Here is a 7,179-nt window from a genome sequence, read left to right as displayed (position 1 = left end):
GGCCGCCGAGGCGACCGACGCCGAGGCGCTCCAGGCGGCCGTCGCCCGCACCGTCGCCGCCTTCGGCCGGCTCGACATCCTGGTGAACAACGCCGGAATCGCCCCCTTCGGCCCGCTGGAGGACGTCTCCCTGGACGAACTCGACCGCACCCTCGCCATCCACGCCAGAGCCGCCTTCGTCACGTCGCAGGCCGCGGCACGTCACATGCGGGCCGGCGGGCGGATCGTGAACATCGGCAGCAGCCTGGCCGAACGCGTCCCCTACCCCGGCTGGACCCTGTACTCGATGAGCAAGTCCGCGCTGATCGGCCTGACCAAGGGCCTCGCCCGCGATCTCGGCCCCCGTGACATCACGGCCAACCTCGTCCACCCCGGCTCCACCGACACCGAGATGAACCCCGCCGACGGCCCCGACGCCGACGCCGAACGCTCCTACACCGCCCTCGGCCGCTACAGCACGCCGGACGACATCGCCGCCACCGTCCTCCATCTGGCGGGCCCCGCCGGCCGCACCATCACCGGCACGTCCATCACCGTCGACGCCGGCACGACGGCCTGACCCGCGACGGCCAGCCGGTGGCGGCGCGGCGGGCTAAGGCTGCGGGGTCCGCTGCTGCGATCTCACCCGGGCGGTGAAGGCCTCGATGGCGTCCACGAGCGCCTCGAAGCGGACCGAGTGGTACAGGTCGAAGGCGTGGTTGCCGCCACGCAACTCGGCGTAGACGACGGGGGCGGCCGACGTACGGCGGAGCTGGTCGGCGAAGTGCCTGGCCTCGGCCACCGGCACCAGCGGGTCCAGATCGCCGTGGGCCACGAAGAACGGCGGCGCGTCCGCGGTGACGTGGGCCAGCGGCGCGGACAGCGGGTTCCCGTCGAAGTAGGCGCCGTACCAGCCGTTCAGGTAGACGGCGCCGGTCACGGAGGTGTCGGCGTGCTCGAAGCCCGGCTGGTAGGCAGGGTCGTTGGGGGTGAGCGCGGCCAGCGCCGCCATGTGCCCGCCCGCCGAGCTGCCCGCGACGAACAGCGTGGAGGGGTCGGCGCCGTACTCGTGGCCGTGCTCGCGCACCCAGGCGATGATCTTCTTGAGGTCGATCAGGTGGTCGGGGTGCTGGGACTGGGGCCGCAGCCGGTAGTTGGCGCTGACGCACACCCAGCCCTGGGAGGCGAGCCGGTAGAGCAACGGCAGCGACTGGCTGTTCTTGTGGCCGCTGTCGTAGTGGCCGCCGTGCAGGTGGATCATGACGGGCGCGCCCTGCGGACGCGAGCGGTGGTGGTAGACGTCGAGCAGGTTGCGCCGGCCTGCTTCGCCGTAGGAGAGATCGGCCACCCGGCGGACGTCCGCGCGGCGCTTGAGGATGGGCAGGAACAGGATGCGACCCCACGGCGGACGACGGCGCAGTCCGGCGGCGAGGTCGGCGTCGATGGCGGCGCGCCAGCCCGCGCCCAGGCCGGCGTCCATCGCCCGCCGGATCCTGGCCCGCTCCCCCAGACCGCGGCAGGCGATGACGGTGAGCCCGATCGTCGTCACGGCGGCCAGGGCGACGACCGCCCAGCCGCCCGCCGTGTGGATGTCCCCCTCGGCGAACGCCAGCGCCGTCGGGGCCAGCAGCAGCCAGAAGAAGGCCGCGAACGGCAGTTCGTTGGCGGCCAGCCCGAAGAAGTAGCTCACCCGGCCGAGCGCGCTCCACCCCGGCAGCGGCCGCAGCGCGAACAGCGTCCCGATCGCGACGAGTGCCACAGGAATCAGATATCCGACGGGCACCGAACCTCCAAAGCCGCACGTCCTTCGAACGCGCCAAGCCTCTCCCACCCGGCCGCCCCGCATCTACGACGGATCCGATAACGTCCTTTAACCCTGAGATGAAGAACGCGGAGGCTCGCCCGTGGAGATGCGGGAGATCGAGATCTTCCTGACGCTGGCCGAGGAGCTGCACTTCAGCCGTACGGCCGAGCGGCTGGGCATCAGCCCCGCCCGCGTCAGCCAATCGATCAAGAAGCAGGAGCGGCGCATCGGCGCGCCCCTGTTCGACCGCACCACCCGAGCGGTCCGCCTCTCCCCGCTCGGTGAGCAGCTGTACCAGGCGCTCAAGAGCGGCCACCGGCAGATCACGCAGGGGATCGCGACCGCTCAGGCCACCGCCGACGGCACCGCGGGCACACTGACCCTCGGCACGGTCGGCCCGCTCTCCACGCAGATCAAGGACGTTCTCGACCTGTTCCTCGCCCGCCACCCGAACGCCCGGATCCAGCACCGCGAGATCCAGCCCGCCTCTCCGCTGGACCTGCTGAAGTCGGGCGAGGTGGACGTGGCGCACCTGTGGCTGCCGATCCGCGAGCCCGACCTGACCATCAGACCGACCTCGCACGCCTCCGACGTGGTGTTGATGGTCTCCGCCGACCACCCCTACGCGGGACGAGACTCCATCTGCCTGGAGGACCTCGGCGACTGCACCGTGGTCGAGGGTCAGTCGATCCCCTCCTGCATGGAGGAGATCTTCAACCCCTACCACACCCCTTCCGGCCGTCCCGTCCGCCGCGGGCACAAGGTCACCACCTGGCAGGAGACCCTCAGCGCCGTCGCCACGGGTCAGGCCACCGCCGGGGTCACCGCCGAGGCCGCGGCCTTCTACCCCTGGCCCAGCCTCGCCTTCGTCCCGATCCGCGACGCTCCGCCGTGCCGGTGGACGTTCGCCTGGCGTACGGCGGCCGAGACGCCGCTCATCCGCGCCTTCGCCCGAGCAGCGGCCGACGCCTCATGAAGGAGCGAGCTCAGGACAGCGGCACCTGCAAGGGGCGCCAGGTGGCCACCTTGACGGTCAGCGCGTCAGCCTGGGCGGGCAGGGCGTACAGCGACCAGAACTCCTTCGTCTCCCCCGCCTCGAAGCTCGTCGCCGACAGTGCCACCCCGGAGGTGTTCGTGCACGCGCAGTACGTGCCCGGTTCCTCGCCCTTTGCCACGATCACGCGGGCCGGGCGGTACAGGCGGCGCGCGGCGGGGTCGCTCACCTGGATGTTCGTCGCGGCGTGGTGCTTGAAGGCGTTCCAGTCGTCGGCCCAGCTGAGGTCGTGGTACCACGCCTCGGCGTCACCCCGGTTGGTGATCGTGTAGCGGAGCAGCCCCAGGTCACCGGGCATCCGGCGGAAGGACGTCACCTTCAGGTCGAAGGGCACCCCCTTCGCGCGCACGGTCGCCGTCGTCCCCTCGCCCTCGGGCAGCGGGGACGCCGTGGTGCCGGCGGCCGGCACGTCAGCCGGCGCGGGCTTGGCGAACGTGATCGTCACCCGGCGGTTGCGGCGCCGTCCCTCGTCGGAGTCGTTGCTGTACAGCGGACGGCGGGAGCCGTATCCGCGGGCCCTGAACGTCACCTGGTCGCGCGTGACCAGAGGCATGAGGGCCCGGCGCACCGCCTCCGCGCGGCGGCGGGACAGCGGCTCGTTGACGGCGTCGGTGCCGGAGGAGTCGGCGTGGCCGTCGACCTCGATCGTCGTGTCCGCGGACGTGTCGATGAGCTTGGCCGCCTTGGCCAGCACCGTGCGGGCGCGTGGCGTGAGCGTCGCCTTGTTCAGCGCGAACAGCACGTCGGAGGAGAGGCTGACCCTGAGGTCGGCGCCGTCGTCGGTCGTCTCCTCGGTGCGGTCGAGCGACTGGGACGGCGTCTCGATGAGGTGGCTGACGGTCTCGACCTGGGACGCGTCAGGGTCGGGCAGTCGCTGACCGGGCGGCGGCACGGGCGGGTCGTCGCTGATCGGGACGTCGGCCATCGGCGGGCCGATCGGTGTCACGACCGTCGTGGTCGCCGGGTTGCCGGACGGCGCGGGCAGCACGGCGTAGACCGTCAGCGACTCGCCGGGGTCGATGATCGCTTCGAGGTCGTCGCGGTCGGGGTCGCTGCACAGGCATTCGCCGTCGGCGGGCTTGTAGGGCATGAGCCATCGGTGGGCCGGGGCGTCGAGCACCGCGATGCCGGCGGGCCCGCGCCACTTGAGCGGCCGCATCGGGTCGGCGAGCGGCGCCTGCCAGTGCAGCGGCTTGCCGGTGCCGGCGGACAGGCGCAACTGCACGATCAGGTGCTTGCCGCCGACGCGGTTGAGTCCGACGAGTTCGGCCTTGTAGTTCGGCTCGACGGTCCCCTGGACGGTGGCCAGCGCGGGCCGGGTGTCGCCGCCGCCGGACGTCGCGCTCACACTCGCGGAGGGCGAAGGAGCGCCGGCCGAAGGCGCGGGAGCCGGTGCGGTGGTCCCGCTCGCCGAGGGCGCGAGCGGTGGTTGACCGCATCCGGCAGCCGTCAAGGCGAGGGCGGCCAGAGCCATGATCCGGATACGCATGCCGGGCATTGTGCCATGACCACCTCAAAGGCGATCAGTCAAGGACATCGTGGACGGACGTGCACTCCCGGCCGGGCGCCCCATCGCGCGCCCGGTCCCGGACGGCGCAGCGCTCCCCCGCTCTACCGCCGCGGCGGAACACTGACCAGGTCGTCGTGGTCGGCGGTCACCTCGCCGGTGACGTCGACGACGCCCTCGACGGCGCGCACGGCCTCCACCGCCGCGATCGCCTGCGACCGGCGTTCCACGCGCCCGCCGAGCTTCACCACGCCCTGCTCGATCTCCACGGAGATCGCCCCGGACGCCGGGAGCACGGCCCGGACCTCGGCCTCCAGCTCCGCCCGCGGACGGGCGAAGACGCGCAGCACGTCGCGCTGGTGCAGGGTGCCGACGATGCGCCCGCTCGCCGGGTCGATCACCGGGAGCTGCTTGATGCGCCGGTCGTGCATGATCCGGGCCGCCTCGCGCACGGAGGTGCCCGGCGTGACGCTGATCGCCGGGGTGGACATGAGCCGGCCCGCGGTGACGGCCGTCGCCCGGTGGTGCTCGTCCCGCCGGCGGTGGGGTTCGTACATCGACACGCTGTGCCGTACCGGGTCGATCTCCTTGAGCAGCAGGTCGTCCTCGGAGACCACGCCGGCCGAGGACTCGCACGTCGCCGCCCGAACGCCTGCGCACGCCTTCGAGGATCTCGACCGTGGTCGTCTTGCCCGCGCCGTTGGGCCCGAGTAAGGCGAACACCTCTCCGGGACGAACGTCCAGGTCCACACCCTGCAGGATGAGAGCGGGACCGTACTGCTTGCGCAGCCCCCGTACGTGGATGGGGTTCGCCTGGTCGTCGGACATGATCTCCTCTACCTCCTCTTGGCGTGCGTGGCTCCCGGCGTCAGGTGCAGCAGCAGCAGGGGCAGCAGCAGCAGTTGACGTCGCCGGCCGCGATCGAGTCGAGGTCGCCCTCGCTCAGCTCGGCCATGTCGATCTGCGGCGTCTCGGGGATGTGGAACTCGAACGTCCCCGTCTCCAGCCCGCGCTCCCACAGCGAGACCTGCACGTCGAGGTTCGTGTCGTGGTGGCCGTCGGGAACATTGCGCACGAGGTTGATCTGGGCGCCCGCGGGAACCTCGAGGCCGGCCTCGGCCAGCGCCTCACGAGGGTTGCTGTCCAGCTTCGCCGAGAATTCCTCGCTCGACCACGCGGTGATCAGGACTCGCGTGTAGGCGTTGACGAATTCGGTCCGCTCTCTGGGGTTCAGGGCCATTGCGTCCTCCTGGAGCTTTTCCCCTTCGGCGCGGTGCGCCGTCTCGGAACGGAGTCTTACACAGCCGAATTCGCAGTGCCTAGACTTAATTTCCGGGGCCCTGGATTAAGTATTGAGAGCCCTCTGCTTAAAAGGTACTCTGCAAATACGCCGACCGGAACAATACGAAGCGATATACGTATTCGATGGCCGGAAATGCGTATCGAGAATATTCGTCTGCGTAAGCCATCGGGAGAACCCATGTCCGGGACGTACGTATCCCCCCGGGTGCCGCCGGGACCCGCCGGAACCCAGAGCCTGAGGGCCATGCGCGACGCTCCGCTGGAGTTCGTCACCGCCATGGCGGCCCTCGGCGACGTCACCCGCCACGACGCCGACGGCGAGCCGGTCTACATGCTCAACCGCCCCGACCTGGCCAGGCACGTGCTGAAGGAGAACGGCGCCGCCTACACCAAGGAACGCACGCCGGACGACGACATGCTCCGCCCCCTGCTCGGCAACGGCCTGCTGACCAGCGACGGCGCCGAGTGGGCGGCCCAGCGCAGGATGTGCGCGCCCGCGTTCAGGCCCGCCGGGGTGGGCCGGTTCGACCGGGTCATCGTGGAGGCGGCCGAGAACCTGGTGACGCACTGGGCCGGCGGCCGGCCCGTACGCGTCGACCACGACCTGACCTCGCTCACCCTCACCGTGATCGTGAAGGCCATGCTGGGCACCGACATCGGCGTCGCGGGCGAGGGCTTCGGCCGCGCCGTGGACGCGGTCAACCGCTTCATCGGCCACTACGTGCCCAGCGACGACCCCGACCCGGCCGACACGGCCGCCCGGCACGCCGGCTTCCTGCGCGCGCGGGCCTTCCTCGACCGGGTCACCAGGCTCATCATCGCCGCCCGCCGGGCCGGCGGCGCGGGCGACGACCTGCTCGGCGCGATGCTGGCCGAGGGGCACGCGATGTCCGACGCCGACCTGCGCGACCAGGTGCTGACCATCGTCATGGCCGGGCACGAGACCACCGCCAAGTCGCTGACCTGGACGCTCTACCTGCTCGACCGCAACCCGGCGGCGGCCGAGGCGGTGCACGCCGAGATCGACGAGGTGCTGGCCGGCCGCTCGCCCACGGCCGCCGACCTGCCCAGGCTGCGGCGCTGCCGGCAGGCCGTCCAGGAGGCCATGCGGCTCTACCCGCCGGTCTGGCTGATCTCGCGCCGCGGGACGGCCGACGACGTGCTGGACGGCTACGACGTGCCGGCCGGGTCGCTGGTGTGCGTCAGCCCGTGGGTGCTGCACCGGGATCCGAGGTACTGGGAGCAGCCGGATGCGTACCGGCCGGAGAGGTTCGACCCCGACCGGGCCGCCCGGCTGCTCAGCCACCAGTACCTGCCCTTCGGCGGCGGCCCGCGCATCTGCGTCGGACGGCACTTCGCGCTGGTCGAGGCCACGCTCGTGCTCGCGGTGATCCTGCGCGGGCTGCGCATGGAGCTGGTGCCGGGCTTCCCCGTCGAGCCCGAGGCGCTGGTCACGCTGCGGCCCCGGCACGGCCTGATGATGACCCCGAGGCCCCGGTGAGCGCCCCGGTGAGCGCCCCGGTGAGTGCCCGG

General features: G+C 71.7%; 7 protein-coding genes and 1 pseudogene. 3 read left to right on the top strand and 5 right to left on the bottom strand.

Going from position 1 to position 7,179, the window contains the following annotated elements:
- Positions 1-559: SDR family NAD(P)-dependent oxidoreductase (locus tag ACWCSD_RS18420; RefSeq protein ID WP_449916266.1), on the top strand; the 559-nt coding region annotated here is incomplete at its 5' end.
- A gap of 33 nt (positions 560-592) precedes the next feature.
- Here the strand turns inward: ACWCSD_RS18420 and ACWCSD_RS18415 are convergent.
- Complete coding sequence (locus ACWCSD_RS18415) at positions 593-1,738, bottom strand: alpha/beta hydrolase (RefSeq protein ID WP_449916263.1); 1,146 nt, start codon at positions 1,736-1,738, stop codon at positions 593-595.
- A 151-nt stretch (positions 1,739-1,889) separates the two neighbouring features.
- On the opposite strand from ACWCSD_RS18415, the gene ACWCSD_RS18410 reads away from it, so the two are divergent.
- Complete coding sequence (locus ACWCSD_RS18410; protein ID WP_449916273.1) at positions 1,890-2,759, top strand: LysR family transcriptional regulator; 870 nt, start codon at positions 1,890-1,892, stop codon at positions 2,757-2,759.
- Between the two features lie 10 nt (positions 2,760-2,769).
- Here the strand turns inward: ACWCSD_RS18410 and ACWCSD_RS18405 are convergent, their stop codons facing one another.
- The 4 genes and pseudogenes from ACWCSD_RS18405 to ACWCSD_RS18390 all read right to left on the bottom strand — a co-directional run bounded on the left by ACWCSD_RS18405 (position 2,770) and on the right by ACWCSD_RS18390 (position 5,584).
- Positions 2,770-4,185: an OmpA family protein gene (locus ACWCSD_RS18405; protein WP_449916261.1), complete on the bottom strand. Its 1,416-nt coding sequence runs from the start codon at positions 4,183-4,185 to the stop codon at positions 2,770-2,772.
- 263 nt (positions 4,186-4,448) lie between these two features.
- Complete coding sequence (locus ACWCSD_RS18400; protein ID WP_449916271.1) at positions 4,449-4,835, bottom strand: CBS domain-containing protein; 387 nt, start codon at positions 4,833-4,835, stop codon at positions 4,449-4,451.
- Between the two features lie 109 nt (positions 4,836-4,944).
- Positions 4,945-5,172: pseudogene (locus ACWCSD_RS18395) on the bottom strand (ATP-binding cassette domain-containing protein); the annotation flags it as partial.
- 40 nt (positions 5,173-5,212) lie between these two features.
- Positions 5,213-5,584 carry a hypothetical protein gene (locus ACWCSD_RS18390; RefSeq protein ID WP_358285393.1) on the bottom strand — a complete coding sequence of 124 codons (372 nt, stop codon included), beginning with the start codon at positions 5,582-5,584 and terminating at the stop codon, positions 5,213-5,215.
- A 306-nt stretch (positions 5,585-5,890) separates the two neighbouring features.
- Here ACWCSD_RS18390 and ACWCSD_RS18385 point away from each other — a divergent pair, with 306 nt between their 5' ends.
- Positions 5,891-7,147, top strand: coding sequence for a cytochrome P450 (locus ACWCSD_RS18385; protein WP_449916257.1), 1,257 nt, complete (start codon positions 5,891-5,893; stop codon positions 7,145-7,147).
- Positions 7,148-7,179 lie beyond the last annotated feature (32 nt).

The organism is Nonomuraea sp. NPDC001684 (assembly GCF_053596515.1).
Note: the sequence above shows the minus strand (reverse complement) of the source record. Positions and strands in the feature narration are given on the sequence as shown.

What these genes read in the sequence shown, in the direction of transcription:
- ACWCSD_RS18390 (WP_358285393.1), bottom strand. Translation starts at nt 5,584, where the DNA reads ATGGCCCTGAACCCCAGAGAGCGGACCGAATTCGTCAACGCCTACACG.
- ACWCSD_RS18410 (WP_449916273.1), top strand. Translation starts at nt 1,890, where the DNA reads ATGCGGGAGATCGAGATCTTCCTGACGCTGGCCGAGGAGCTGCACTTC.
- ACWCSD_RS18400 (WP_449916271.1), bottom strand. Translation starts at nt 4,835, where the DNA reads ATGTCCACCCCGGCGATCAGCGTCACGCCGGGCACCTCCGTGCGCGAG.
- ACWCSD_RS18385 (WP_449916257.1), top strand. Translation starts at nt 5,891, where the DNA reads ATGCGCGACGCTCCGCTGGAGTTCGTCACCGCCATGGCGGCCCTCGGC.